Below are 23,172 nucleotides of genomic sequence, written 5' to 3'. Positions count from 1 at the left end.
GTTTACGCCCTGGGGCGGGCCCACGTCGGCGAGTCCGGCGAAACTGTCGCCGGTGGCCCGGCCAGCGCGGGCGCCCAGACGAGCAGGGCGAGCGGATAGAGCAGGTAGCCGAAGCGGGTGGCGGGCATCAGCAGGATCGCCGCCAGCAGGCCGTACCCGCAGATCAGCGCGGTGGCGGCGGCGGTGCCGGGCGGGCGGCGCAGCAGCCGGACGGCGATCGCCACGCCGACCGCGACGAGCAGCGCGGCGGCGACCACCCGGCCGGCGGGCAGCGCGGTCGCGATCAGGTGCCCCGGGAAGGGTGACTGGGCGGGGCTGGTCACCAGGCCGTGGCCGAGTGGGAACCGCAGCACGTTCTCCGCCAGGGCGTCCCGGTCGACCAGCAGCGCCGGGACCAGGGCGAGCAGCGGCAGGCCGAGCGCCCCGAGGGCGACCCGGCGGCCGGCCCGCCGGGTGGCGCCCCAGAACACCAGGACCAGGGCGACCGGCCAGGCGAAGAGCTTCAGCGCGCCGGCGAGCCCGACCGCCACGCCGGCCGCGCCGGGCCGGCCGGCGGCGGCGAACGCCAGCGCCAGGAGGCAGAGCGCGAGTACGGGGAGGTCGTCGCCGCCGGTGGCGAGGGTGAGCGCGCAGACCGGCAGGACGGTCGCGGCCTGCACGCCCCGCAGCACCGCGGCCGCGCCGGGGCGGCCCGCCCAGCGGCGGCCGGCGCCGCGCAGCGCGCCCACCGCGATGGCCAGCACCAGCGCGGTGACCAGCGCGAACCAGACGCGGGAGTCGGTCCACCAGGCCTCGACGCCGGCCCGGGGCAGCCCGAACAGCGCCATCCCCGGCTGGTACGGCGTGTAGCCGAGCAGCCGCTCGTCGGCGGGGAGCGCGGCGATCGCGTCGTGCCCCAGGTAGGGGGTGCCCTGCTCGGCGAGCCGGATTCCGGCGTGCTCGACGACCACCACCTCCTCCTGCGCCCGGTCGGTACGCCCTGATGCCCGCTGCGCGCTCTGCAGCGCCAGGGGCAGCAGGGCGGCGGTCGCCCAGGCGAGCCCGGTCACCGTCCAGCGGGCGGTGATCCCGGCCAGCCCCGGCCGGCGACCCCGGGCCAGGAGTTGCCCGCCGACCAGGAGCGCCGCGAGCAGGTAGCCGCCGGCGGCGACGCTCCCCCAGGCCCGGTGCGGGGGCAGGGTGGAGGTGGCGGCGGTGACCGCGGCGAACGTGGCGGAGACCGCGTACAGGCCGAGGTCGAGGGCGAGGCCGCCGGCGGCGGAGTCCAGGGCCCGCCAGGTGCGGGAGGCGGCGGTCACGCCGGCAAGTGTGGCAGACCCGTCGGACGGCTCCGGCCGGGCTGGCGGCGGCCGGGGGCGAGGCGGATGACGGCGCCGGTGTCGTGCAGCGGCGGGACGAGGGCGCCGGGACGGCCACCCGAGCCGCGTTGCAGGGCGGCGAGGACACTGCCGGCGGGCAGCGGACGTGCGAAGAGGTGGCCCTGGCCGGCGGCGCAGCCCAGCTCCCAGAGCGCCCGGCGCTGCGGCTCGCTCTCCACCCCCTCGGCGACCACCGTCAGGTCGAGGCTGCGGCCCAGGTCGAGGGTGGAGCGGATGACCGCCGCCGCCTCCGCCGAGCTCTCCATCGCGGTGACGAAGCTGCGGTCGATCTTCAGCTCGTGCACGGGGATGCGGGAGAGCAGGGAGAGCGAGGAGTAGCCGGTGCCGAAGTCGTCCAGGGCCAGCCGGACGCCGGAGTCGCGCAGCCGGCTGAGCACCCGGTCCACCACGTCGAGCTGGCTCAGCGTCAGCGTCTCGGTCAGCTCCAGCACCAGCCGGTCGGGCGGGAGGTCGTGCGCCCGCAGCCGGGCCAGCACCGCGCCGGGGAAACGGGCGTCGAGCAGGCTGCGCGGGGAGACGTTGACCGAGACCGGCAGGTCGAAGCCGGCCGCCCGCCAGCTGCCGGCGGCCAGCAGCGCCTGGTCGAGGATCGCCTCGGCGAAGGCCGGGAGCATGCCGGAACGCTCCACCGCCTCGATGAAGCGCAACGGGTCGATCATGCCGTGGGTGGGGTGGTGCCAGCGGGCCAGCGCCTCCGCGCCGGTCACCTCGCCGGTGCCCAGGTCCACGATCGGCTGGAAGTTGACGGTGAACTCGTGGTCGGCCACCGCCCGGGGCAGCTCGCCGCCGAGGGTGAGCCGGCCGAGGTCGGCGGTGTCGCGGGTCGGGGCGTACGTGGAGACCCGCTGGCCGGCCCGCTTGGCCTGGTACATCGCCACGTCGGCGCGGCGCAGCAGCTCGGGCATGCCGCCGCTGGCGGGGGCCACGGCGATGCCGCCGCTGGCCTCGATGCTGATCCGCATCCCGTCCACGTCCAGCGGCTCGTGCAGGGTGCCGATCAGCGCCTCCGCCCGGTGCGCGGCGATTGCCGGTGCGGGCAGCCCACGCAGCAGCACGGCGAACTCGTCACCGCCGAGGCGGGCCACCAGGTCCTCGGTCTGCGCGGCGGCCCGCAACCGGTCGGCGACCTGCATCAGGACCTGGTCGCCGGCGGCGTGGCCGAGGGTGTCGTTGACCTCCTTGAAGTGGTTGAGGTCGATCAGCACCAACGCGGTCACCCCTTCGGCGTGCCGGGTGCTGAGCTGCTCGGTGCCGCGCTCCAGCAGGTGCCGCCGATTGGCCAGGCCGGTCAGCGCGTCGTGGGTGGCGGCGTGCGCGTGTTCGGCGGCCACCCGGGCCAGCTCGGCGTACGCCTGGGCGTTGCGGACCGCGGTGCAGAGCGCCGAGGCGAAGGTACGCAGCGTGTACTGCTCCCGCTCGGAGAGCTGGACCGGCCCACGGAAGCGCAGCCGCAGCACACCCACGTCGGCGCTGCCGTCGTGCCCCTCCAGGCGGGCCGGCAGCACCGCGCCGTCGACCGTGCTGGGCTCGCCGGCCGGCCCGTCGTACCCGATGGTGCCGCCGGCGCCGCGGACCGTGCGGCCGCCGTCGCGCAGCTCGATTTCGACCTCGTCGGCGGAGAACAGCTCGCCGGCCTGGGTGACCGCGGTGGTGAGGACCTTGTCCAGGTCGACGACGTTGAGCGCGTCAGTGGTCCGGGCGAGGCGCTGCCAGGCCTGCTGCTCGGTGCGGGCCTTGACCCGGTTGGAGTAGAGCAGGTGGAGGCTGAGGACCAGCGGCGGCACCGCCAGCAGGAGCCGGCTGTCGCCCAGGGGGATGAGGACGGTGCCGATGATGACGACGAGTCGGGCCAGCGCGGCGGCCACCCGGAGGCCGGCGTCCTCCTGGAACAGGTCGGCGAGTCGTTCACCGGTGGCCAGGGCGATGACCGGAAGGGCGACCAGCTCGTCGAGCAGTACCGCGGCCAGGTAGGCGAGGGAGAGCGGCAGGATCGCGCTGACCGCGGACTCCTCGCCGAGCCGCCAGCCGGCGGCCTGGAGGACCATCCCGGAAAACGCTGCCACCAGCATGTTCTTGCCCACGCCGAAGGCCACCTTGACTGGAGTCAGCCGGGCGAGGGACGTGGCGACCGCGAGGCCGATGCCCGTGGCGAGGACCACCATGGAGGTGGGGGCCACGGTCAGCCCGATCACGATGGCCGTTTCCGTCCAGGCGATGTAGTGGTTGGTCGCCCGGATCCGGATCCGTACCTTGACGGTGAAGCCGACCGCCGCCAGGGAGATCAGGGCCAGCCACATCGCGGGGGCGTTGGCCGGGGCGTGCCGGTGCCCGTGGAGGTCGACGATCGATGCGACGGCGGAGACGGTCGCCAGAAAGACGACGAGACCGATTAGCGACAACAGTCGCCGATCGGTCCCGTTTCGTCGGTCTTGTGGAGCCATCCATCGTCCTCATTCGTCACCGATGGCTGCGCGCTCCGCAAGCGTACTGCTCTTTGTGTTGTTGTAGAAAGCTCTCTACCCCCACTCGTGCGACTTCACCGCGACCCCCAACTGTTGTCGTTCCTGTCCTGCCGATGGGGGAAGCGTAAAGCCAATTCGCGCGGTCTTGTACGGATAAATGTCTGTATGCGCAATATCAGTGAAGTCGAGGACATTTGTGACGTTCTGTCCACGCATTCGGTGCGGAGCGCTGTGGTCCGTGGCCGGATCGACCGCAGCTCAACCGATCGGATGCGGGACGACCCAACCCGAACAATGTTCAGTGTGGCGTCACGGCCGCCTGTTTCAATACACAAATCGGGCCATCTCCCCGGCAATACTTCACGACGTCCGGGCGCCTCGAACGTGAAGGGCACCGGGCACCCGCGATGACGTGCAGGCGAACATTCCCCGTCGTCGGCGACATCCCTGGCGTGATCATGTGAATACCCTCGCCGCAGGTCAGGGAATCGGTGCGGATACGAGTTCACCACGCAATTCCAGGGTGACGGACCGGATCAGGGCCGGCCGGCGTCCGGAGTGGGCAGGGTGTTCCGGTCGTACCCGGCGGATATGCTCGCCACCGTGACCGATTCCGCGCAGCTCACCCACGTCGACCCGGCGGGCGCGGCCCGTATGGTCGACGTCTCCGCCAAGCCGGTCACCGGCCGGCGCGCCGTGGCCGCCGGCCGGTTGCGCACCACCGCCGAGGTGGTCGACCTGCTGCGCCGCGACGGCCTGCCCAAGGGCGACGCGCTGGCGGTCGGGCGGCTCGCCGGCATCATGGGCGCCAAGCGCACTCCCGACCTGATCCCGCTCTGCCACCCGATCGCGCTGCACGGCGTGACGGTCGACCTGCACCTCACCGAGGACACCGTCGAGATCACCGCGGCGGCGCGGACCGCCGACCGGACCGGGGTGGAGATGGAGGCGCTGACCGCGGTGGCGGTGGCCGGACTGGCCCTGGTCGACATGGTCAAGGCGGTCGACCCGGCCGCCTCGGTCGACGCGGTGCGGGTGCTCCGCAAGGAGGGCGGCAAGACCGGCGAGTGGGTCCGCCCGGAGGGTCGGCCGTGATCCGGGCCCGGGTGGTGGTGGCCTCCAACCGGGCCGCCGCCGGCGTCTACGCCGACACCAGCGGCCCCCTGCTGGTGGCCGGCCTGCGCGAGCTGGGCTGCGCCGTCGACGAGCCGGTGGTGGTCCCCGACGGCGAGCCGGTGGGCGAGGCGTTGCGCGCCGCCCTGGCCGATGGGGTCGACGTCATGCTGACCAGCGGCGGCACCGGGATCACCCCCACCGACCGGACGCCCGACGTGACCCGGGCGCTGCTCGACTACGAGATCCCCGGCATCGCCGAGGCGATCCGGGCGCACAGCCGTGACCGGGTGCCCGCCTCGGCACTGTCCCGAGGGCTCGCCGGCGTGGCCGGCCGGATGCTCGTGGTCAACCTGCCCGGGTCGACCGGCGGCGCGCGGGACGGCCTCGCCGTGCTCGGCCCGATCCTCGTCCACGCCGTCGATCAGCTGCGCGGTGGCGACCACTGACCCACGGCCCACCCGTCCACGGCGATAGGCTCGCTCCGGTGGGTGCGCGGAGGTGACGCGCGCACCGCAGTTGGTGAACGGAGGCAACCGGTGAGCACGGAAACCGCCACCGCCGCGGCGCAGGTCGCGGCGCCCCCGCCGGCCGGTTGGGAGGAGGCCCGCTCCCGGGTGTACGCGGTGGGCCGCGCTGCCGCGCTCCCCGCGGTCCAGCGGTCGCTCGCCGAGACCGACGGGCACACCCTCGCCGAGCCGCTGACCACCCGGACGGACCTGCCCGCCTTCCCGACCTCCAGCGTGGACGGCTGGGCGGTGCGCGGCGAGGGCCCGTGGGACGTGGTCGGGCGGGTGCTGGCCGGCAACACCCCGCCCGCGCTCACCGCCGACGGCACCACCGTCGAGATCGCCACGGGCGCGATGGTCCCCGAGGGCGCCACCGCCGTGCTCCGGATCGAGGAGTCGACCCGCACCGCCGACGGGCGGGTGGACGGCAGGCCGCGGCCGAGCCCGGATTGGCGGAAGCCGGGCGAGGAGGCGTACGCGGGTGAGGAACTGCTCCCCGCCGGCACCCCGGTCGACCCGGCGCTGATCGGGCTGGCCGCCTCCTGCGGCCACGACCAGCTGCGGGTGCGCCGCCAGCCCCGGGCCGCGCTGCTGGTCTTCGGCGACGAGCTGCTGACCGCCGGCCCGCCCGGCGCCGGCCGGGTACGCGACGCGCTCGGCCCGGCGGTGCCGGCCTGGCTGCGCCGGTACGGCTGCCAGGTGCGCTCCTCCGACGTGGTCGGCCCGGTGGCGGACACCCTCTCCGCCCACGTGGCGGCCCTGCGGTCCGCGCTGGCCAACGCGGACCTGGTCTGCACCACCGGCGGGACGATGCACGGCCCGGTCGACCACCTGCATCCCGCGCTGGAGGCGCTGGGCGCGGACTACGTGGTCAACACGGTCGCGGTCCGTCCGGGCTTTCCGATGCTGCTGGCCCGGCTGGTCGGCGCCGACGGCCGGGTCCGCTTCGTCGCCGGCCTGCCGGGCAACCCGCAGTCCGCGATCGTTGCCCTGGTCTCGCTGGTCGCGCCGCTGCTCGCCGGGCTGACCGGCCGGCCGCTGCCGGCGTTGCCGCACGCCACGCTGGCCGAGCCGGTGCCCGGCCGCGGCGACTACACCCACCTGGCCCTGGTCCGGCTGGACCGGGCCACCGGCACCGCCCACCCGCTGCGCCACGTCGGCTCGGCGATGCTGCGCGGGGTGGCCGGCGCCGACGGGTTCGCGGTGATCCGTCCGGGCACCACCGGCGAGGTCGGGGCGCGGGTGCCGGTCGTGCCGCTGCCGCTGCTGTCCGGGGAGCGCTCGTGGTGACCGCCGGTCCCTCGGTGAGCGTCCTCGCGGTCACCGACCAGCCGCTCGACCTGGCCGCGCACGAGGCCGCGGTCGCCGACCGCCGGGCCGGCGCGGTGGTCTCCTTCCAGGGCGTGGTCCGCGACCACGACCACGACCGCCCCGTCACCCTGCTGGAGTACGAGGGCCACCCGAGCGCCGCCGACGTGCTGCGCGAGGTCGCCGCCGAGGTCGCCGCCGACCCCGACGTGTACGCGGTCGCGGTGTCGCACCGGATCGGCCGGCTGGAGATCGGTGACGTGGCGCTGGTCGCCGCGGTCAGCACCGCGCACCGCGCCGCGGCCTTCGCGGCCTGCGCCCGCCTGGTCGACGAGGTCAAGGCGCGACTGCCGATCTGGAAGCGCCAACTCTTCGCCGACGGCACCGAAGAATGGGTCAACTGCCCCTGACCCCCCCCACGGGAGGGGTCAGCGGCGGGCGGGGACGGCGGCGGTGCGGGGGAGCCGGTCGGTGTAGAAGGCCGGCTCGGCGCCCGGTCGCCAGGGCAGCCCGGCGACCAGCACGATCAGCGCCAGCGCGAGGGAGTTCTCCATCAGCGCGCCGAAGAGCCCGTCCTGGTAGTGCGACACCTCGGGGAGTTGGTGTTCGTACGGCCAGATGGGCGAGACGAGGAAGAGCAGGTAGAGCCCCACCGCCGCAACGGCGTGCCGCAGGCCGGTCAGCGTCGGGTACCAGATCGGCGGGCGCAGCCCGTTGACGCCGGGCGGCCCCCCGTACGAGGAGGCCTGGCCGGCGCGTAGCGCCAGGCCCCGGCTCGCCTCGTGCCGGCGTACGGCGGCGTCGGCGAGCACGACGATCGCCGGGATGACCCAGACCAGGTGGTGCGTCCAGGAGATCGGGCTGATCACGTTGGCGGTCAGCCCGACCAGGGTGAACGCGGTCAGCTCGTCGCCGTCGGCCCGCGCGGTGGCGGCCCGGGAGAGACCGACCGCCAGGATCAGCACCGAGAACGACAGCCAGAGCAGGCCGGGCGTCTCGATCGAGTCGTACAGCCGGGCGAGCAGGCCGGCCAGCGACTGGTTGGGCGTCATGTCGGCGGCACCGACCCGCTCGGTCTGCCAGAGCACGCCGCCGAAGTAGGCCCGGGACTCCGTCTCGACCAGCGCGAACGTCCCCAGCGTCACGCCGATGGCGGTGGCGACGGCGGTGGCCGCCGTCCGCCACTGCCGGGTGATCAGCAGGTAGACGATGAAGAGCGCGGGGGTCAGCTTGACGGCGGTGGCCAGGCCGATGCCCATGCCGGCCCACGCCCCGCTGTAGAGGAAACGCACGAACGGGCCGTCGGTCGGGCGGCCGTGGGTGCCGCGCCGCGACCGCCAGCGCAGCCCGACCAGGTCGGCCATGATCAGCGCGAAGAGCAGCAGGTTGACCTGGCCGTACCCGAGGGTCTCCCGGACCGGTTCGATGGCGACGGACATCGACGTCGCGATGCCGACGGTGAACCAGAGCGGCCAGGCGAGCCGGTCCACGATCGGGCGCAGCAGCGCGGCCAGCACGAGGGCGAGGGCGGCGATGCTGCCCGCCGCGTTGATCCACCCTGCCGCCTCGATCGGCAGCCGCGCCATCGGCACCATCATCAGGGCGGCGAAGGGCGGGTAGGTGAACCCGAGGGTGGTGGTGGGCGCGATGAACTCGTACAGCTCGTGACCGCTCGCCCACCACACCACCGCGCCGTGGTAGATCTTCATGTCGAAGAAGTTGTACGGCCGCCCGAAAGCACCGATGGCGAGCCATGCGGCATAGGCGACGGCGGCCACGACGCCGATTCGTACGACTGTCCTGCGATCGATACCACGCGTTGCGCGACGGACTGGGGCGAGGCGGTCCAGCCCTCTACCGACGATCGCCGGCATGGCGTGGCCACCCCCGTACCAAGCTCGTCCTATCCGTCCAGGTCCGGTACGGAGCCTAGAACGGCGCCTCACGTTGATGCCTCCCGCGTTATGCGACCGTGTCCGATCCCACACATGTTTTTGATATTTCCACCGTGTTAACAGCACTCGGGTGGTTCAGGTGATTCGCGGCCTTGCGGGGGTGGCGGCCGTATTGACGCAGGTCAGCCCGGAAGTCGCCGGGCCGCAGACGCCGAGCGGACGGCGATCCGCGCTTCCCGTCGGGCGGTGCGCACCGCGCGGGTCACGGAACGTCGAGAGTGGCCGATGCGGTGGCCCGTTCGCCAGCGCAGACCCGGCTTCCCCTCGGTGTCGGCGGCGGCGAGCAGCAGGCCGCCGAAGAGCCCGAGGTTCTTCAGGAAGTGCACCTGGTTGTTGCTGCGCATCGTCGGGTCGTCGTTTTTCCAGAAGGGATGCCCGGCTGCGGTGATCGGCACGAGCGTGCCGGCGAGCACGAGCGCGGCCGGCCGGGCGAACCTTCCGCTGGCCAGCATCAGACCGGCGGCGACCTGCACCGCGGCATTGGCGCGGATCAGTGTCGCGGTGTCGGTGGGAAGTTGGGGCGCGGCGTTGGAGATCAACGGAGCGATCCGGTCGGTGATCGGCTGGGCGGCCGGCACGAGAGGCTGGGGGTGCTGGAAGTTGCGGGCGCCGCTGACCACGAAGATGCCGCTCAACATGACGCGGGCGAGGGAGCGCACGGGTTTCATGGATCAGTCATACCCCGTCGGGGCGTCGGCTACCCCGGCAACGGCCGATCCGGATCGGCCGACATGGACGCCGCGCCACGCCGATCCGAGCGACCGTCGCTGATGGACCCGCCTCGACCGGTAACGTCGCGCGGGTGACGACCCTGCGGCTGCGACCCGAGGACCCGGCGGACACCGGTCCGGTCCGGATGGTGCTGGCCGCCGCCTTCGCCCGCCCGGACGCCGCCGTTCCGGGTGAGGTGGCGCTCGTCGATGAGCTGCGCGACGGTGACGCGTGGCTGCCCGAGCTGGCGATGGTGGCCGAGTACGGCGGCGAGGTGGTCGGGTACGCGCTGCTCAGCCGGGTCTTCGTACGGTCCGACGACGTCCGCGCCCCGGCGCTGGCGCTCGGGCCGGTCGCGGTGGCCCCGCACCGGCAGCGGGTCGGGCACGGCACGGCGGCGGTGCAGGCCGTGCTGGACGCGGCGACCGAGTTGGGCGAGTGCCTGGTGGTGGTGCTCGGGGACCCCGCCTACTACCGGCGCTTCGGGTTCAGCCGGGCGGACCGGATGGGCCTGACCAGCCCGTGGTCCGGGCTGGGGGAACCGTGGCAGGCGCTGGCGCTGCCGGCGAGCGCCAGCGGCGAGGGGCCGCCGCCGCGCGGCGAGGTGTTCTTTCCGGCGCCCTGGTCCCGCGTCTGAGGCCAACGGCCGAGGCGGCGGTCAGGTCGGCTGGGTGCGCAGGTAGCGGCCGAAGTGTGGGACGGTGAAGGCGACCGTGCCCCGCTCGCCGGAGTAGATCAGCCCCTTCTTGATCAGCGCGTCCCGGGCCGGGGAGAGGCTGGCCGGCTTGCGGCCCAGCGCCCGGGCGATCTCGGCGGTCGGCACGGCCGCGTCCATGTCGTCCCGGCCGCCGCCGTCGGCCTCCCCTTCCACCAGGGAGAGCGTCGCCATGGCGCGCATGTACTCGCGCTCGGCCGGGGTGGCCCGCTCGAACCGGGAGCCGAAGAAGCCGACCGCCAGCTCGGCCTCCGCCTCGGGCGCGGCCACCCGGACGTCCGCAGCGGTGATTGGCGAGCGGGGCGCGTGGTCCCAGGTCGCCTTCCCGTACGCCTGGACGAAGTAGGGATAGCCGCCGGACTTCTCGTAGAGCAGGTCGAGGGCCTTCTGCTCGTACTCGACCTCCTCCCGCTCGGCCGGGGCGCAGAGCGCCAGGTCGGCGGCGATCCGGTCGAGCCGGTCGATGCGCTGGTAACGGAAGAGACGCTCGGAGTAGGACTTTGCGGCGCTGAGCACGGCCGGCAGGTGTGGCAGGCCGGCACCGACCACGATCAGCGGCGCGCCGAGCTGGGACAGCTCGTGGCAGGCGGCGCAGAGCGCGGAGACGTCCTCCGCGCCGAGGTCCTGCATCTCGTCGATGAAGACGGCGATCCCGGTGCCGACGTCGGTGGCCACCCCCGCCGCGTCGCTGAGCAGCTCGACCAGGTCGATCTCGATGTCGCCGGAGTCGGCCCGGCCGCTGCTCGCCGGTACGTCGATGCCGGGCTGCCAGCGGTCGCGCAGCTTCGGGGCGGCGGCCCCGCGCCCGGTCGGCGCCGAGCGCTGGGCGAACGCCTTGAGCACGCCGAGGAAGGCGTCGATCCGGTCCGGGGCGCGGTGCCGGGGGGCCAGCTCGCGGACCGCCATGTGCAGGGCGGCGGCCACCGGTCGGCGCAGTGACTGGTCGGGCCGGGCCTCGATCTTGCCGGTGCCCCAGAGGTGGTTGATCGCCTGCGAGCGGAGGGTGTTGAGCAGCACGGTCTTGCCGACGCCCCGCAACCCGGTGAGCATCAGGCTGCGCTCGGGGCGGCCCCGGGCGATGCGTTCCAGGACCACGTCGAAGACGTCCAGCTCCCGCCCCCGGCCGGCGAGCTCGGGCGGGCGCTGGCCGGCGCCGGGGGCGTACGGGTTGCGGACCGGATCCACGCATCGCACAGTATCGGGCCGTCTAGCCGCGAGACTAGAGATGCGTAGACGGGGCTACCGGCGTGTCTCCCGGTCTCGACAGAGATCTAGGGCTGTCTAGCGTCCACGCTAGACAGCTCAAGATTGGCCTGGTCTCGTCCTCGCGGATGGGATCAGCGCTGCTTCAGGCAGAGGACGAAGTCGAGGGTGTCCAACTCGCTGTCGAAGAAGTACCAGTTGGTGTAGCCCGCCACCTTGGCGCACTTCGCCTCGGCGTCCTGCTCACCGCTGGTCTCCCCGTCGAAACGCCGCAGCACCTCGTACGTCTGCGGGGCGCAGTCGCTGATCAGCAGCCTGGGCTTGCCACCCGACGGGCCCTCGTTGCGGACGCACTGCCCTGCCTTGACGAAGCGCGGGTCGGCGGAGGAGGCCGGCGCGGGGGTGGTGGGCGCCGGCTCGGCCGACCCGGGCAGCGCCGCGCCCGGCTCCGCGGACGCGGTCGGCGCGGCGGTCGACGCCGGTGCGTCGTCCCGACCGGCCAGGTACCACAGCGCGGCGGCGCCGCCGAGGACGAACACCGCCAGCACGGCCAGCACCGCGACCAGTGGACCCCGGCCCCGCTTCGGGCGCTGCGGCGGCTGGTCGCCGAGGTACCCGGCCGGGCCGGCCGACCGGTACGGCTCGGTGGGCGGGTGGACCTCGGTGGCCGCGTAACCGGCCTGCGGGTAGGGCTGGTAGCCGGTGGGCGGCTCGCCCAAACCGGGCGTGCCATGCGGATCCGGTGCGGCGCCGTACGCGTCGTCGGGGCGTCGTCCACCCCACGGCTCCGGGTCGCCGCCACCCGGTGGTCCGTAGTTCGCCATGCACGCCTCCTGCGTACTCGGTGCTGAGAGGCCGGCCACCCGCGCGGGACACCGACGCCGTGGTCACCGTAGCGTGGTCCCCCGATGAGCTCACCGCCCGCGAGTGCGACACCGACCCGGCCCGGCCTGATCTGGACGGCGCTGGTGCTGGTCTATGTCCTGTGGGGCTCCACCTATCTCGGCATCCGGATCGTCGTGGAGTCCATTCCGCCGTTCGCCTCGGCCACCCTCCGGTTCGCCGTCGCCGGCCTGGTACTCGCCGTCGTCCTGCGGGTACGCCGCGGTCCGGGGGCGTTGCGGGTCGACCGGCGTCAGCTCGGCTCCGCCGCACTGGTCGGGGTGCTGCTGCTGGCCTGCGGCAACGGCCTGGTGGTGCTCGCCGAGTCGGGTCCGCCCGGGGTGGCCGTGCAGTCGGGCATCGCCGCGCTGCTGGTGGCCACCGTCCCGCTGCTGGTGGTGCTGCTCCGCACGGCCACCCGGGACCGGCCGCCCGGGTGGACGTTCGCCGGGGTGGTGCTCGGCTTCCTCGGCCTGGTGCTGCTGGTGCTCCCCACCGGCGGTACGGACGCGGTGCCGCTGGCCGGCGCGCTCACCGTGGTCGCCGCGGCCACCTGCTGGTCGATCGGTTCGTTCCTCTCCGGCCGGCTGTCCATGCCCGCCGACCCGTTCGTCGCCACCGTGTACGAGATGTTCGCCGGCGCGGCGGCGCTCGCCGTGGTCGCCCTGACCCGGGGCGAGCTGCGCGACTTCTCGCCGGCCGAGGTGACCGCCCGGTCCTGGGCGGCGCTGGCGTACCTGATGGTGGCCGGCTCGCTGGTCGCCTTCACCGCGTACGTCTGGCTGCTGCACCACGCGCCCATCTCGCTGGTCGCCACGTACGCCTACGTCAATCCGGCCGTCGCGGTCGGGCTCGGCGCGCTGCTGGTCGCCGAGCCGGTCACCGCGCCGGTGCTGCTCGGCGGCGCCGTGATCGTGGCGGGCGTGGCGTTGGTGGTGAGCACCGAGCGACCTCGGCGGCCGGCGGCGGAGGCCGCCGACGGGACAGCCGCGGAACCGGCGCACCGGTAACGTCCCGGCCCGTGTCCGTCGGGCTGGTGACCTCCGCCGCGCTGTGCGGCGCGCTCGTCGGCGCGGCGGCGCCGGCGGTCGCCCGCCGGTTCGCCGCCACCCCGGACCTGTCCGCCGCCACCGCGGCCTGGTCGGCGAGCGGCTGGGCTCTCGTCGGGGCGATGGTGTTCGCCGGGCTGGCCGCCGCACTCGGGCCGGATCCGGCCCTGCCGGCGTACCTGCTGGTGGCGGGCTCCGGTGTGGTCCTGGCGGTGATCGACCTGGCCTGCCTGCGGCTGCCCGACCCGCTGGTGGGTGCGGCCGCCCTCGGCGGCGCTGCCGGCCTCGGCGTGGCCGCCCTCGCCGCCGGCACGCCGGGCCGCCTGGCGGTCGCCCTCGCCGGGGCCGCGCTTTCCTTCACCGGGTACGTGGTGCTGGCGCTGCTGCCCGGCGCCCGGCTCGGCTTCGGCGACGTGAAGCTTGCCGCCGCCCTCGGCCTGCCGCTCGGCTGGCTGGGCTGGTCGACCCTGGGCCTCGGGATGCTCCTGCCCCACCTGCTCAACGGCGTGGTGGTGCTCGCCCTGCTGGCCGCCCGACGGGTACGCCGGGACACCGCCCTGCCGTTCGGCCCGGCGCTGCTCGCCGGCGCCTGGCTGGCCGTGCTGCTCGCCTGACCGGTGGCGGTGTCCGGTGGACGCCCCGATGCGCGCACATCGCCGACATGCAGCGCCGGGCGCGTCGGCAGGGGGAGGTCGCCGGGATCTCCGCTCGGACGGAGGTCACCGTCCGTAGGGGCGGGCCAGGCCGGTCAGATCAGGCGAAGCTGGCGGTCCTTCGGCCGGCGGGGCTCGGTCTCGCCGAAGCGCTCGAACAGCCCGGGGTCGATCACGTCGAGGAACGGCGACGGCCGGCACTCCCGTTCCGACCCGTGCCGTACCCGGCGGTCGGCGTGACTGACGTAGAGCCGGTCCTGGGCGCGGGTCAGGCCGACGAAGAAGAGCCGCCGCTCCTCGGCGACCGCGTCGGCGTCCGGCTCGGTGCCGGGCCAGCGCAGCGGCAGCAGCCCGTCCTCGGCTCCGACCAGGAAGACCACCGGGAACTCCAGCCCCTTGGCGGCGTGCAGGGTGAGCAGGGTGACGGCCTCGGCGCGCGGGTCGAGCGCGTCGACCTCCGCGCCGGTCGCGAGCTGGGACAGGAACAGCCCCAGGTCGTCGCCGCAGCGGCGGGCCAGCGGGGTGAGCAGGTCGACCGCCGTGCGGACATCCTCGGGGCGTACCGCGCCGGAGCCGTCCAGGGTGGGCGCGGCGAACCGCTCGGCGAGCACCTGACCGGCGAGGCGTACCCGGGCGGGCAGGCCGCCGCCGAGGCCTTCGGCGTGCCGCAGCTCCCGGGCGATGGCGGTCACCCCGGGCCGGTCCCGCAGCCGGTCGTGCGAGCGCTTCTGCACCGGGATGTTCGCCCGGGCGAGGGCGTCCAGGATCGGGGCGGCCTGCGCATCGGTGCGGTAGAGCACCGCGATGTCGGAGAACGAGAGCGTGGTCGACCGGCCGTCGATCCGTCCGGAGTCGAGCGACCGGTGGGAGAGGCCGCCGACCAGCTCGTCGATGGTGCGTACCAGGAAATCGGCCTCGTCGGAGACGGAGGCTGCGGGGTAGCGACCGACCAGCGGGGCCTCCGGGTCGAGCCGGGCCGGGTCGAGCCGGCGGCCGCGCACCAGCGACGACGGCGCGATGGCCTGCACGGCGGCGGCGAGGATCGGCGCCGATGAGCGGTAGTTGCGGTTCAGGCGGACCAGCCGGGCATCGGTGAAGTCCTGCGAGAAGCGCAGGAAGTAGCCCACGTCCGCACCCCGGAACGAGTAGATCGCCTGGTCCGGGTCGCCGATCGCGCAGAGGTTGCCGTCGGCGGGGCTGAGCAGGCGCAGCAGCTCGTACTGGACCGCGTCGACGTCCTGGTACTCGTCGACGAAGATCCACCGCCAGCGCTCGCGGTAGGCACGCACCAGCTTCTTGTCGGCCCTCAGCAGCGCCACCGGCAGGGTCAGCAGCTCGTCCAGGTCGACCAGGTCCTGCTTGCGCAGCAGCGCGGTGTAACGGTCCGGGTCGTCCCCGGCCTCGGTCCGGGCGGCCGCCCGGTCCGCGTCGTCGGCGATCCGGAAGTCCGCCGGCAGCCCGGCGGCCTCCGCGTTCTCGCGCAGGATGGCCAGCCCGAGCGAGTGGAACGTGCCGACGGTGACGTCCTCGGCCACCGGGCCGAGCAGCCCGTCGAGGCGGTGTCGCAGCTCCTCGGCGGCCCGCCGGGTGAACGTGATCGCCAGGCACTGCTCGGGGAAGACGTTCAGCTCCGCGCAGAGGTAGGCGATCCGATGGGTCAGGGTCCGGGTCTTACCGGTGCCGGGGCCGGCCACGATCAGCAGCGGGCCACCCGGCGCGGACGCGGCCACCCGCTGCATCGCGTCCAACCGGTCGAGCAGGCCGGTGCCGACCTCCTCCATGCCGGCGAGCATCGGCTCGAACGGCTCGTGCGGCGAGGGTGCCGGCGCGATCGGCGGCGGGGGCGGCGGTGCGGCCTTCCGCTTCGGCTCCGCCTTCGGTGCCGCCGGGCGCCCGGCCTTCGCCTTCGCCGCCGGCCCCGCGGGCCGGCGCTGCGCCGGCACGGGTACGTCGAAGAGCGTCTCCGCCTGCGTTCCTGTCGCCTTCGCGCCCAACTCGGCGGGGTCGAAGAGGGTGATCACGCCGTACTCGCCGTCGTAGCCCGGCACCCGGTGGACGTCGCCGCGGCGCAGCCGACCGATGCCTTCGGCCAGCAGTTCGCCGCCGACCCGCCCGATCTCGTCCAGCGGGGTACGGGTGAGGATCTCCAGCTCCGGGCCGAGCGCCGCGACCAGCTCGTTGAGCTTTCCCTCGACCTTCTTGGCGCGGGCGCCCACCCTGTTGATCTCGCCGAGGATCTCGGCCAGCGGCACCAGGTGGGTGACCTCGCGGGCGTGCGCGGGGCGGTGTCCCGCCGGCCGGTCGGCCAGCTCCTCGACCCGGCTCAGCACGCCGACCGTCAGCGGTTTGCCGCACTCCGGGCAGCAGCCACCGGCCGCCCTGGTCCGCTCCGGCGACCAGTTGACGCCGCAGAGCCGGTGCCCGTCCGCGTGGTACTTCCCCTCTTCCGGGAAGAACTCGATCGTCCCGGCCAGCCCGTCGCCGGTGCGCAGGGCCTCCCGGATCGCGAAGTAGTCGCGGCCGGAGGCGAAGACCGTCGCCTCCCGGGCCAGCGCCGGCGGGGAGTGCGCGTCGGAGTTGGAGACGAGCTGGTAGCGGTCCAGGCTGCCGACCCGCCAGTTCATCTCCGGGTCGGAGGAGAGACCGGTCTCCACCGCGAAGACGTGCTCGGCCAGGTCGGCGTAGCAGTCGGCGATCGCGTCGAAGCCGGACTTCGAGCCGAGCGCGGAGAACCAGGGCGTCCAGATGTGCGCCGGGACCAGGTAGCCGTCGCCGCTGGCCTCCAGGGTGATCTCCAGCAGGTCCCGGGAGTCCAGGCCGAGGATCGGCCGGCCGTCCGAGCCGAGGTTGCCGATCCGGCCCAGCGCCGTGTTGAACCTCGCCACCGCGTCCAGGTCGGGCAGGTAGACCAGGTGGTGGACCTTCCGGGTCCGGTCGTCCCGCTTGTAGATGGTGGAGATCTCCACGCTGAGCAGGTACCGGACCGGGTCCGTCTCCGCCTCGCTGGCCAGCCGGGGCGGCAGCCGGCGGGCGATGTCCCGCTCCGCCTCGGGACTGAGCCGGTAGAGCCCGGGCTCGGCGGGGTGCAGCGTCTCGCGCAGGTGGTCGTACCAGGCGGGGTGGGTGAAGTCCCCGGTGCCGAGCACGCCAATGCCCTTGCGCCGGGCCCACCAGCCGAGGTTGGGCAGGGTGAGATCGCGGCTGCACGCGCGCGAGTACTTCGAGTGGATGTGCAGGTCCGCGACGAACGGCGGGACGCCACCGGGGGGTGCGGCGCTGAACGGGGGCACGCCGCATCCTGTCATGGCCGGTCCACTACCCGCCCGCCGCCACGCATAGGCGTGACCTGAGTAATCCGGTGCTGGACTCCGCTGCCCGGGCGCGCTATGGGGCGCGCAGCTCGACCAGGGTGATTTGGGGAGGGGCGCCGACCCGCACCGGCGGGCCCCAGAAGCCGGCGCCGTTGGTGACGTACACCTTGGTGCCGTCCACCTCGCCGAGGCCGGAGACGACCGGCTGCTGGAGCTTGACGGCCAGGTTGAACGGCACGATCTGGCCGCCGTGGGTGTGCCCGGAGAGCTGGAGGTCGACGCCGAACTTCGCCGCCTCGTGCGCGGCGACCGGCTGGTGGGCCAGCAGGACCACCGGGCGGCTCGCGTCGCGGTCGCCGAGCGCAGCCGCGTAGTCGGCGGGCGCGGCCAGGCCGGTGCCGGCGGCGGTCACGTCGTTGACGCCGGCCAGGTCCAGCACGCCGCCCCGGGCGTGGATCTCCTGGCGCTGGTTCTGCAACACGCGCAGGCCGAGCCGGTCCACCTCCTGGACCCACTCCTCCACGCCGGAGTAGTACTCGTGGTTGCCGGTGACGAAGAAACTGCCGTAGCGGGAGCGCAGGCCGCGCAGCGGCGCCGCCGCCTCGCCCAGTTCGGCGACCGAGCCGTCGACCAGGTCGCCGACGACCGCGACGAGGTCGGCGTCGAGGCGGTTGATCGCGGCCACGATCCGTTCGGTGTGCTCCCGCCCGCGCAGCGGCCCGAGGTGGATGTCGGAGACGGTGGCGATCCGCAGGCCGTCCATGCCGCGCGGCAGCTTGGCCAGCGGGATGCGGACCCGGTCCAGCTCGGGCGGGCCTGTCGCGACCCGGACGCCGTACCCGGTGACACCGGCGGCGGTGAGCCCAGCGAAGATCGCCGCGCCCCGGGCGAGCAGCAGCCGGCGCGAGGCGTCGTGGTCCGGCTGGTCGACGGCCTCGACGGCCGGCGGGTCGGCGGTGCCGGCCGCCCCGACCAGCACCGGCTCCGGCGCGGCGGCGGTCGACTCGGCGACTGCCGACCGGCGGCGCAGCACCAGCCGGGCGACCGCCATCGGCACTTCCAGCACCAGCAGCAGGACCAGCAGGTAGAACATCACCGCCAGCCAGAGGTAGCCCGGCCAGGCCAGCCAGAACGCCCCGACGGCCCGGGTGCCGGCCATCGTGGCCGGTACGAGCAGCGCCAGCACCAGCGCGGTCACGCCGCCGATCCGCCGCCATCGCCCCGGACGGGTGGTGTCCTTGACCAGCCGCTTCCACAGGTAGAAGTGGATCAGACCGGTGATCAGGGCCAGGGTGGCCACGAACGCCAGGATCGCCAACATGCCAGCCCTCTCTCAGCCGCCCGCGAAGGGGGGTAGCACGTCGATCGTGACCCCGGCCGGCAACGGCGTCCCCCGATCATGGCAGTGCACCCCGTCGACCAGAAAACTCGCCACCTCCAGCACGGCGGCCAGCCGCGGCCCGTGCCGCTGGGCGAGTTCACCGAGCAGTTCGTCCAACGACCTGCCCGCGGATGTGGTCTCCTCGGTACGGCCGGCGGCGGCCCTTGCCCCGGCGAAGTAGCGGACGGTGAGGTCCACGGTTCAGCCTCCGATCGCCGACATCGGCCGAGCCGGTTGCAGGAAGGTGGGATCGTCGATGCCGTGCCCGGCGCGCTTGCCCCACATCGCCGCCCGCCAGCGGCGGGCCAGTTCGGCGTCGTCGGCCCCGCCGCGCAGCGCGCCGCGCAGGTCGGACTCCTCGGTGGCGAAGAGGCAGGCCCGGACCTGGCCGTCGGCGGTGAGTCGGGTCCGGTCGCAGTCGCCGCAGAACGGCCGGGTTACGCTGGCGATCACCCCGACCCGGGCCGGCCCGCCGTCGACCAGCCAGGTCTCCGCCGGGGCCGCGCCCCGCTCGGCCGGGTCCGGCGTCAGGGCGAACTCGCCGGCCAGCGAGGCCAGGATCTCGTCGGCGGTGACCATGGTGGCCCGGTCCCAGCCGTGCTGGGCGTCCAGCGGCATCTGCTCGATGAACCGCAGCTCGTAGCCGTGGTTCAGGGCAAACCGCAGCAGCGCCGGAGCCTCGTCGTCGTTGACGCCCCGCATCAGCACGGAGTTGACCTTCACCGGGGTGAGCCCGGCGGCGGCGGCCCCGGCCAGCCCGGCGAGCACGTCGGCCAGTCGGTCCCGCCGGGTCAGCCGGGTGAACCGGTCGCGGTCCAGGGTGTCCAGCGAGACGTTGACCCGGTCCAGCCCGGCCGCGCGCAGCGTGGGGGCGAGCCGGCCCAGGCCGATGCCATTGGTGGTGAGGGAGATCCGGGGGCGGGGCGCCAGCGCGGCCACCGCGGCGACGATGCCGGCCAGCCCGGGCCGGATCAGCGGCTCGCCGCCGGTGAAGCGGACCTCGGTCACCCCGAGCCGTTCCACGGCGACCCGGATCAGCCGGACGATCTCGTCGTCGCCGAGCAGTTGCGGCCCGGCCAGCCAGGGCAGACCCTCCGCCGGCATGCAGTACGTGCAGCGCAGGTTGCACTTGTCGGTCAGCGAGACGCGCAGGTCCCGGGCGACGCGGCCGTACCGGTCGACGAGGACGCCGTCGGTCGGGGCGGCAGTCACCCGTCGACCGTAGCGCGGCCGGTCCCGCCCAGCGCGGCCCGGGCGGCCCGGGTGACCGCGTCGCGGTAGACCGCGCCGAACGCGGCGGTGTGCACCAGCAGCAGGTGGAGCTGGTGCAGCGGCAGCCGCTCCCGCCAGCCGTCGGCCAGCGGCCACTCCTCCCGGTACGCGCTCACGATCCGGTCGAGGTGCGGCGCGCCGCCGAAGAGGGCCAGCTGGGCCAGGTCGCTCTCCCGGTGCCCGCCGTGCGCCGCCGGATCGACCAGCCAGGCCCGGTCGTCCGCGCCCCAGAGCACGTTCCCCGGCCACAGGTCGCCGTGCACCCGGGCCGGCGGCTCGTCGCCGCCGAACTCGCCGATCCGGGCGACGACCTGCTCCACCAGCGCGGCCTCCGCGTCGCCGAGCGCGCCGCCGTCCACCGACAGCTCGAGGTACGGCAGCAGCCGGCGTCGGGCGAACCAGTCCGGCCAGGGCCCCTCGTCGGGGGTGTTGTCCTGCTCCAGCGGGCCGATGAAGCCGGGCCGGTCGGCGCCGAACGTGGACGCCCCGGCCCGGTGCATACCGGCCAGTTCCCGGCCGAACCGTTCGGCCGCCTCCGGGGACGGCTCGCCCGGCTCCACCCAGTCCAGCGCCAGCAGCTCCGGCAGCGCCACCACCACCTCCGGTACGGCCACCGTGCCCGCCGCGCGCAGCCAGCACAGCCCGGCGGCCTCGGTGGCGAAGAAGCCCTCCGGCACCGGCCGGTCGGCCTGCTCGGGCCAGGTCTTGGTGAAGACGGAGTGGCCGTCGTCCAGGGTGAGTCGGGAGGCGGCGCAGACATTCCCGCCGGAGACCGGCGTCTCCCGGATCCGCTGGTGGGTCAGGAACGTCGGCAGGTGCTCCGGGTGCGTCCGCAGGTACGCCAGGTCCATCAGCGCAAGGTAGCCGTTCCGCGCGCTCCGGGTGGTCCGGCGCGACGGGTGGTCTGGCGCGACGGGTGGATCGGCGCGACGGGTGGATCGCGCCCACCTGCGGGAACACTCTCCGTGTCTGTGGATAACCCGAGTGTCGTCCACAGGGTCTGTCGGGTGCGTCCCGGGAGCCGCAGGCTGCCGGCATGACCGCGACCGACCGCCCCCGGCTCACCGTCCGCTCGCCCGCCGACCTCCTCGCTGCCGTGCCGTACCTGCTCGGCTTCTACCCCGCCGACAGCGTCGTCGTGGTGGCGATGCGGGCCCAGCGGGTCGTCTTCGCCGCCCGCGCCGACCTGCCCGACCGTGGCGCCGACCCGCGGTTGCCCGCCGGCCACCTCGGCGACGTCCTCGGCCGGCAGGACGCCGACGCCGCCACCGTCGTCGGGTACGGCCCGGCCGACCGGGTCACCCCGACCGTGGACGCGGTACGCGCGGCACTGACCACGGCCGGCCTGACCGTGCTGGACGCGCTGCGGGTGACCGACGGTCGGTACTGGTCGTACCTGTGCGCCGAGGCGGCGTGCTGCCCGCCCGACGGCACCCCGTACGACCCGGGCAGCAGCGAGGTCAGCGCCGCCGCGGTCTTCGCCGGTCAGGTGGCGCTGCCCGACCGGGCCGCCCTCACCGCCCAGGTGGGGGCCGCCGACGGGCAGGACCGGGCGGCGATGCGGCGGGCCGGCGTCCGGGCCGAGCGGCGACTGCTCACCCTGCTGGCGGAGGCGCCCGCCGCCGACCTGCTCGGCGGTCGCTCGGTCCGGGCGGCCGGGGTCGCCGCCGTCCGGGAAGCCTTTCGCGCGTACCGCCGGAGCGCCCGGCTCACCGACGACCAGGTGGCCTGGCTGAGCCTGCTCCTGACCCACCTCCCGGTCCGCGACCACGCCTGGGAACGCACCGACGGTCGGGAGGAGGACATCAGCCTCTGGGGCGACGTGCTGCGGCGCGCCGAGGACGAGCTGATCGCGGCGCCGGCGAGCCTGCTGGCCTTCGCCGCCTGGCGGGCCGGGCAGGGGGCCCTGGCCGCGGTGGCGTTGGAACGCGCGCTGGCCACCCACCCCGACTACTCCCTGGCCCAACTCCTCGACGACCTGCTCCGGCGCGGCGTGCCCCCGTCCGAGCTGGACGGCTGGCCGGCGGTCGGTGAGCCGGGCGTGGTCCGCCGCCGTCCCCGCCGCCCACGACGCGTACGACGGGGCATCGGGTGAGCCGGTCAGTCGACGAGCACCCGGTGCCCGCCGGCGTAGACGTTCATCGTCCGGCCGCGCAGGAAGCCGACCAGCGTCATCCCGGCCTCCCCGGCCAGGTCGGCGGCGAGCGAACTGGGCGCGGAGACGGCCGCGAGCAGCGGCACGCCGGCCATCCACGCCTTCTGGGTCAGCTCGAAGCTGGCCCGGCCGGAGACCAGCAGGAGGTGCCCGGCCAGCGGGAGGCGGCGTTCCCGCACCGCCCAGCCGACCACCTTGTCCACCGCGTTGTGCCGGCCGACGTCCTCGCGCAGCACCACCGGCTCGCCGTCGGCGGTGAACAGCCCCGCCGCGTGCAGGCCACCGGTGCGGTCGAAGGCCCGCTGGGCCGCCCGCAACCGGTCCGGCAGCGCGGCGAGCACGTGCGCCCGGACGGTCAGCGGGTCCTCCGCCACCGGGTAGGACGACCGGGTCCGCACCGCCTCGATGCTGGCCTTGCCGCAGACCCCGCACGAGCTGGTGGTGTAGAAGTTCCGCGACGGGTCGGTGGCGGGCTCCGGCACGCCCGGGGCGAGCACCACGTCCACCACGTTGTAGGTGTTCGGGGTCTCCGCCCCGGCGCAGAGCTGGGCGGTGAGTACGTCCCCGGTCGACCGGATCAGCCCCTCGGTGAGCAGGAAGCCGATCGCCAGGTCGATGTCGTCGCCGGGGGTGCGCATGGTGACCGCGAGCGGCCGGCGTCGGCCCGGGCCGGCCGGGCCGACCCGGATCTCCAGCGGCTCCTCCACCGAGACGGCGTCCTGCCGGCGCACCGCAGCGCGTCCGTCGGCCACCGCGTCGAGATCGATGCGGAGCACGCTCCGCCGGTCAGTCGCCCGTCCCATCCCGCCATCCTCCCCCGCGCGCCCGGCGACCCGCACGGCGACGTGGCGGGGGCGGACGGGTCCGCGCGGGGCTACGGTGGCGCGGTGACGGCGTACGCGGCGGTGGTGCTCGCGGGCGGTGCGGCCCCGACACGACCACCGCCGCCCTGGTTCGACTGCGACACTGACTCCGACGTACGCCGGGCGGAGGAGCAGCGACTAGTGGTTGCTTCTCCGCTTAGAGCTGTCTACAGTTGACTGTTGTGAGCAGCGTTTATCGGATCGGCGAGTTCGCCAAGCGGGTTGGCCGCTCGGTGAGCACCGTGCGTCGG

Annotated in this window: 19 protein-coding genes and 1 pseudogene; 8 read left to right on the top strand and 12 right to left on the bottom strand. The window is 74.6% G+C overall.

Translation table 11 applies throughout. The features are described from left to right. Positions 1-2: 2 nt before the first annotated feature. Both ABZ807_RS06870 and ABZ807_RS06865 read right to left on the bottom strand, forming a co-directional pair. Positions 3-1,298, bottom strand: coding sequence for a glycosyltransferase 87 family protein (locus tag ABZ807_RS06870; RefSeq protein WP_357153777.1), 1,296 nt, complete (start codon positions 1,296-1,298; stop codon positions 3-5). After that, positions 1,295-3,820: a bifunctional diguanylate cyclase/phosphodiesterase gene (locus ABZ807_RS06865; protein WP_357153776.1), complete on the bottom strand. Its 2,526-nt coding sequence runs from the start codon at positions 3,818-3,820 to the stop codon at positions 1,295-1,297. The genes ABZ807_RS06870 and ABZ807_RS06865 overlap by 4 nt, the downstream gene beginning before the upstream one ends. Before the next feature lie 624 nt (positions 3,821-4,444). Between ABZ807_RS06865 and moaC the strand changes: the two genes are divergently transcribed. The 4 genes from moaC (at position 4,445) to ABZ807_RS06845 (ending at position 7,181) form a co-directional block, all read left to right on the top strand. Then, on the top strand, positions 4,445-4,936 hold the full coding sequence (moaC, locus tag ABZ807_RS06860) for a cyclic pyranopterin monophosphate synthase MoaC (RefSeq protein ID WP_357153774.1): 492 nt from the start codon (positions 4,445-4,447) through the stop codon (positions 4,934-4,936). Then, positions 4,933-5,403, top strand: coding sequence for a MogA/MoaB family molybdenum cofactor biosynthesis protein (locus tag ABZ807_RS06855; RefSeq protein WP_357153773.1), 471 nt, complete (start codon positions 4,933-4,935; stop codon positions 5,401-5,403). Before moaC ends, ABZ807_RS06855 begins: the two co-directional genes overlap by 4 nt. 90 nt (positions 5,404-5,493) lie before the next feature. Then, positions 5,494-6,753 (top strand): molybdopterin molybdotransferase MoeA, encoded by a 1,260-nt coding sequence (locus ABZ807_RS06850; RefSeq protein WP_357153771.1) that lies wholly within the window; start codon positions 5,494-5,496, stop codon positions 6,751-6,753. Positions 6,754-6,767: 14 nt separating this feature from the next. Continuing rightward, on the top strand, positions 6,768-7,181 hold the full coding sequence (locus ABZ807_RS06845) for a molybdenum cofactor biosynthesis protein MoaE (protein ID WP_357154187.1): 414 nt from the start codon (positions 6,768-6,770) through the stop codon (positions 7,179-7,181). Positions 7,182-7,199: 18 nt separating this feature from the next. Here the strand turns inward: ABZ807_RS06845 and ABZ807_RS06840 are convergent, their stop codons facing one another. Together ABZ807_RS06840 and ABZ807_RS06835 are read right to left on the bottom strand one after the other, a co-directional pair. After that, positions 7,200-8,645 carry a glycosyltransferase 87 family protein gene (locus tag ABZ807_RS06840; protein ID WP_357153769.1) on the bottom strand — a complete coding sequence of 482 codons (1,446 nt, stop codon included), beginning with the start codon at positions 8,643-8,645 and terminating at the stop codon, positions 7,200-7,202. A gap of 203 nt (positions 8,646-8,848) precedes the next feature. Further along, positions 8,849-9,394, bottom strand: a complete 546-nt coding sequence (locus ABZ807_RS06835) for a DoxX family protein (RefSeq protein WP_357153767.1) — start codon at positions 9,392-9,394, stop codon at positions 8,849-8,851. Positions 9,395-9,528: 134 nt separating this feature from the next. On the opposite strand from ABZ807_RS06835, the gene ABZ807_RS06830 reads away from it, so the two are divergent. After that, positions 9,529-10,074, top strand: a complete 546-nt coding sequence (locus tag ABZ807_RS06830; protein WP_357153765.1) for an N-acetyltransferase — start codon at positions 9,529-9,531, stop codon at positions 10,072-10,074. 21 nt (positions 10,075-10,095) lie between these two features. Here the strand turns inward: ABZ807_RS06830 and ABZ807_RS06825 are convergent, their stop codons facing one another. Beyond that, positions 10,096-11,337, bottom strand: a complete 1,242-nt coding sequence (locus tag ABZ807_RS06825; protein ID WP_357153762.1) for an ATP-binding protein — start codon at positions 11,335-11,337, stop codon at positions 10,096-10,098. Between the two features lie 152 nt (positions 11,338-11,489). Next, positions 11,490-11,969 (bottom strand): annotated as a pseudogene (locus ABZ807_RS06820) (flagellar basal body protein FliL); the annotation flags it as partial. Positions 11,970-12,263: 294 nt separating this feature from the next. On the opposite strand from ABZ807_RS06820, the gene ABZ807_RS06815 reads away from it, so the two are divergent. Continuing rightward, the gene (locus ABZ807_RS06815; protein ID WP_357153760.1) at positions 12,264-13,247 is read left to right on the top strand and encodes an EamA family transporter; all 984 of its coding nucleotides are present in this window, start codon (positions 12,264-12,266) and stop codon (positions 13,245-13,247) included. Between the two features lie 11 nt (positions 13,248-13,258). After that, entirely contained in the window at positions 13,259-13,900 is a 642-nt protein-coding gene (locus ABZ807_RS06810) for an A24 family peptidase (protein WP_357153758.1), read from the top strand. Positions 13,901-14,034: 134 nt separating this feature from the next. On the opposite strand, the gene ABZ807_RS06805 is transcribed toward ABZ807_RS06810, so the two are convergent. From ABZ807_RS06805 to ABZ807_RS06785, 5 genes are all read right to left on the bottom strand, one after another. Next, positions 14,035-17,229: a UvrD-helicase domain-containing protein gene (locus ABZ807_RS06805; RefSeq protein WP_357153757.1), complete on the bottom strand. Its 3,195-nt coding sequence runs from the start codon at positions 17,227-17,229 to the stop codon at positions 14,035-14,037. A gap of 94 nt (positions 17,230-17,323) precedes the next feature. Further along, positions 17,324-18,571: a metallophosphoesterase gene (locus ABZ807_RS06800; RefSeq protein ID WP_357153755.1), complete on the bottom strand. Its 1,248-nt coding sequence runs from the start codon at positions 18,569-18,571 to the stop codon at positions 17,324-17,326. A gap of 12 nt (positions 18,572-18,583) precedes the next feature. Next, a complete protein-coding gene (locus ABZ807_RS06795; RefSeq protein ID WP_357153753.1) occupies positions 18,584-18,829 on the bottom strand; it encodes a MoaD/ThiS family protein in 246 nt (81 codons plus the stop codon). Positions 18,830-18,832: 3 nt separating this feature from the next. Then, positions 18,833-19,843: a GTP 3',8-cyclase MoaA gene (moaA, locus tag ABZ807_RS06790; RefSeq protein WP_357153751.1), complete on the bottom strand. Its 1,011-nt coding sequence runs from the start codon at positions 19,841-19,843 to the stop codon at positions 18,833-18,835. Beyond that, the gene (locus ABZ807_RS06785) at positions 19,840-20,754 is read right to left on the bottom strand and encodes a fructosamine kinase family protein (RefSeq protein ID WP_357153750.1); all 915 of its coding nucleotides are present in this window, start codon (positions 20,752-20,754) and stop codon (positions 19,840-19,842) included. The genes moaA and ABZ807_RS06785 overlap by 4 nt, the downstream gene beginning before the upstream one ends. 185 nt (positions 20,755-20,939) lie before the next feature. Between ABZ807_RS06785 and ABZ807_RS06780 the strand changes: the two genes are divergently transcribed. Continuing rightward, entirely contained in the window at positions 20,940-21,998 is a 1,059-nt protein-coding gene (locus tag ABZ807_RS06780; protein ID WP_357153748.1) for a DUF4192 domain-containing protein, read from the top strand. A gap of 5 nt (positions 21,999-22,003) precedes the next feature. On the opposite strand, the gene fdhD is transcribed toward ABZ807_RS06780, so the two are convergent. Then, a complete protein-coding gene (gene fdhD, locus ABZ807_RS06775) occupies positions 22,004-22,861 on the bottom strand; it encodes a formate dehydrogenase accessory sulfurtransferase FdhD (RefSeq protein WP_357153746.1) in 858 nt (285 codons plus the stop codon). Between the last annotated feature and the right edge of the window lie 311 nt (positions 22,862-23,172).

Origin of the sequence: Micromonospora sp. NPDC047548 (assembly GCF_040642975.1) — a bacterium.
Taxonomy (GTDB): domain Bacteria; phylum Actinomycetota; class Actinomycetes; order Mycobacteriales; family Micromonosporaceae; genus Micromonospora.
This window is presented reverse-complemented; position numbering and strand designations above follow the sequence as displayed.

Bases quoted from the DNA above. Each gene is read 5' to 3' on its own strand.
- ABZ807_RS06780 (WP_357153748.1), top strand. From the start codon at position 20,940: ATGACCGCGACCGACCGCCCCCGGCTCACCGTCCGCTCGCCCGCCGAC.
- ABZ807_RS06835 (WP_357153767.1), bottom strand. From the start codon at position 9,394: ATGAAACCCGTGCGCTCCCTCGCCCGCGTCATGTTGAGCGGCATCTTC.
- ABZ807_RS06785 (WP_357153750.1), bottom strand. From the start codon at position 20,754: ATGGACCTGGCGTACCTGCGGACGCACCCGGAGCACCTGCCGACGTTC.
- fdhD (WP_357153746.1), bottom strand. From the start codon at position 22,861: ATGGGACGGGCGACTGACCGGCGGAGCGTGCTCCGCATCGATCTCGAC.
- ABZ807_RS06865 (WP_357153776.1), bottom strand. From the start codon at position 3,820: ATGGCTCCACAAGACCGACGAAACGGGACCGATCGGCGACTGTTGTCG.
- ABZ807_RS06815 (WP_357153760.1), top strand. From the start codon at position 12,264: ATGAGCTCACCGCCCGCGAGTGCGACACCGACCCGGCCCGGCCTGATC.
- ABZ807_RS06800 (WP_357153755.1), bottom strand. From the start codon at position 18,571: ATGTTGGCGATCCTGGCGTTCGTGGCCACCCTGGCCCTGATCACCGGT.
- ABZ807_RS06840 (WP_357153769.1), bottom strand. From the start codon at position 8,645: ATGCCGGCGATCGTCGGTAGAGGGCTGGACCGCCTCGCCCCAGTCCGT.